Raw genomic sequence first — 3,153 nt, forward strand, 5'->3', positions numbered from 1 at the left:
GGGAGCGGCCTCGGGGCTCTCCACCTCGGGGGTCGCGACGGGTGCCGCCGCGTCCTGCGCGCCCTCGGGGCCGGCCTCCTCCGCCGGCGGCGCCGTCGCCTCCGCGGCCGGGCCGCTGGCCATCGGAGCCGTGCGGGGAGCCGGGGGCGTCGGGGAGGGACGCCGGGGCGACGGACTGGGTGCGGCCGAGCCGGTGGTCCGCGGCCGGTCCTCGGGAGCGCCGGCCCCCTCGACCAGCGTCCCGCTGCGCCCGCGGACGGGGATCAGCCCGGACCGGGGGTCGTCCGTGGTGGGGCGCGACGTCGTCGACGGGAGGCGGAACTCGGTCGTCGCGGGGGAGGACGGCGCGGAGAGCATCGGGCCCTCCGGGTCGGCCATGAGCGGGCGCAGGCGCCGGCGCACGGCGGGCAGCGGCATGCGCATGCCCGGGTCCTTCACCATCAGCCCGCGGATGACGTCGACGACCGGACCGTGACCCGTCGGACGCGGGATCTCGCCGTGCACGACCGCCGAGACGGTCGAGACCGGGTCCCCCGCGTCGTAGGGCGGGCGACCCTCGAGACAGGCGAACAGCGTAGCGCCGAGCCCCCACAGGTCCGCGGGCGGCCCGACCGCCCGGCCCATCGCCACCTCGGGCGCGATGTAGGGCGGCGACCCGAGCACCGTCCCGGTCTGGGTCATCGACGACTCGGCCGCGTTGCGCGCGATGCCGAAGTCGGTGAGCTTGATCTGGCCATCGGTGCCGATGAGCACGTTGCCGGGCTTGACGTCGCGGTGCGTGATCCCGGCCCGGTGCGCGGTCATCAGCGCCGACGCGACCGCCGAGCCGATCTCCGCCGTCTCGGCCTGGCTGAGGGTCCCGCGCTCGGCGATGTACGAGGCGAGGCTGCGCGAGGGCAGCAGCTCCATGACGACGTAGGGCTCGGAGTCGACCTCGACCACGTCGTAGAGGGTGACGACGTTGGGGTGGCTGAGCATCGCCGTCGCCCGGGCCTCGCGCAGGGTGCGCTCCCGCACGATGGCGCGCTCGGAGACCGGCACCAGCGAGAGCCGGACCTCCTTGACCGCGACCGGGCGGTGCAGGACCTCGTCGTAGGCCGACCACACCGTGCCCATCGCGCCGCGCCCGAGCTCGGAGTCCAGGCGGTATCGCCCGACCAGGCGGCGCGTCTCGGCGGGGCGGGGACTCACACCCCCCATGATGGCGTCCCGTCCGAGCGTGTCCGTCGCCCCACCCGTCCGGCCCTGCGGCCGCTGACCCGTGGTGTACGACGGGGAGGCGGCGTCGGTCACCGCGCGTACGACCGTTCGTCGGGCGATGAGCGGGGCTTTCGGCCCGGTGAGCCGGTGACCTGCGGGGACCGGCCGTTCGTCTCGCGCGCGGTGCGGGCACCCCGCCACTGACAGCATCGTCCGGACCCCTCGGCGCCCTCGGCGTCCGAGGGCCTCGGGAGCCCCCCGTATGGAGGCATGCTGAGGACTCCAGCCGCCGGACGGTCCGTCCGGAGGGCTCGAGGAGGTGGAACGGTGACGCTGCTGCAGACTCGCCCGGAGGACTCCGGCGCCACGGCGGCACGCCCCGAGGTGATCGATCTCGGGAGCGGCTCCGGACCCCACTGGCTCGACGCGTGGCTCGCCGAGCACGCGGCCGACGTCGTCGGCTGGCGGCGCGCGGTCCACGCGCACCCCGAGCTGGCGCGCACCGAGCACGCCACCACCGCGATGTGTGCCCGCGTGCTGGAGTCCGCGGGCCTGACGCCGCGGCTGCTCCCCGGCACCGGCCTGATCTGCGACATCGGCTCCGGGCCCCGCACCGTCGCGCTCCGCGCCGACATGGACGCCCTCCCGCTGCACGAGCACACCGACGTCCCGTGGGTCTCGCAGGTCCCGGGCGTCGCGCACATGTGCGGGCACGACGCGCACACCGCGGTGCTGCTGGGTGCGGGCGTCGCGCTGGCCTCGGTGGCCGACCGCCTGCCCGGGCGCGTGCGGCTGGTGTTCCAGCCCGCCGAGGAGGTCCAGCCCGGCGGGGCTCTCGACGTCATCGCCGCCGACGGCCTGACCGACGTCGACCGCATCTTCGCGCTGCACTGCGACCCGCGCCTCGAGGTCGGGCACGTCGGCACACGCGTCGGGCCGATCACCTCGGCCTGCGACATGCTCGAGCTGCGCCTCACCTCGCCGGGCGGGCACACCTCGCGGCCGCACCTGACCGCCGACCTCGTGCACGCGCTCGGCACCGTCATCACCGGGCTGCCCGACCTGCTCTCGCGCCGCGTGGACCCCCGCTCGGGCACGGTCCTGGTCTGGGGCCAGGTCGACGCGGGGCACGCCGCGAACGCGGTCCCGGAGATCGGGACGCTCTCCGGCACGCTGCGCACCGCCCAGCACGCGACGTGGAACGAGCTCGAGCCGCTGGTGCGCCAGCTCGTCACCGCCCTGCTCGCCCCGACCGGCGTCGGCTACGTGCTCGAGCACCGCCGCGGGGTGCCGCCGGTCGTCAACGACCCGGTGTCGGCCGACCTGCTGGCCCGCGCGACCGAGCGCGCCGCCGGGCCGGGCGCGGCGGTGGACACCGAACAGTCCTCGGGCGGCGAGGACTTCGGCTGGTACCTCGAGCACGTGCCCGGGGCGATGGGCCGGCTCGGCGTCTGGTCCGGCGAGGGCCCGCAGTCCGACATCCACCAGCCGACGTTCGCGCTGGACGAGCGCGCGCTCCCGGTGGGCGTGCGGACGATGGTGCAGGCGGCGCTGCTCTCGCTGGAGGGCTGAGGGGCCCCGCGGGGCTTGCCGGAAAAGTCGCGTTCCTGACGCTGGACTTCCGGAAACCGTCGTCGATCTCGGCGTCTGCCACACCGGAGCCCGACGATGGCGGCCGGGTCCGGGCGTGCGTGTCGGTGTCGTGTTGCACGATGGACCCGTGACCGCGACCGCCGCTGCGACCCCCACCGCGCTGCCGCCCGTCCCGCGCCGGCTCGCCACCGAGCTGGCGGTCGGCGAAGGGCAGGTCCGCGCCGCGATCGAGCTGCTCGACGGCGGCGCGACGGTGCCGTTCGTCGCGCGGTACCGCAAGGAGGCCACGGGCGGTCTGGACGACGCCCGACTGCGGACGCTGGACGAGCGCCTCGGGTACCTGCGTGAGCTCGAGCAGCG

3 protein-coding genes are annotated in these 3,153 nt (G+C 76.1%); 2 read left to right on the forward strand and 1 reads right to left on the reverse strand.

Translation table 11 applies throughout. From position 1 onward, the window contains the following. Positions 1-1,191 (reverse strand): serine/threonine-protein kinase (locus AC0CYZ_RS26955; RefSeq protein WP_472221104.1); only part of this gene is annotated, 1,191 nt, incomplete at its 3' end. Between the two features lie 336 nt (positions 1,192-1,527). On the opposite strand from AC0CYZ_RS26955, the gene AC0CYZ_RS26960 reads away from it, so the two are divergent. Both AC0CYZ_RS26960 and AC0CYZ_RS26965 read left to right on the forward strand, forming a co-directional pair. Then, positions 1,528-2,772: an amidohydrolase gene (locus AC0CYZ_RS26960; protein ID WP_472221106.1), complete on the forward strand. Its 1,245-nt coding sequence runs from the start codon at positions 1,528-1,530 to the stop codon at positions 2,770-2,772. 148 nt (positions 2,773-2,920) lie between these two features. Continuing rightward, positions 2,921-3,153 (forward strand): Tex-like N-terminal domain-containing protein (locus tag AC0CYZ_RS26965; protein WP_472221108.1); only part of this gene is annotated, 233 nt, incomplete at its 3' end.

The organism is Actinomycetospora sp., assembly GCF_055612215.1.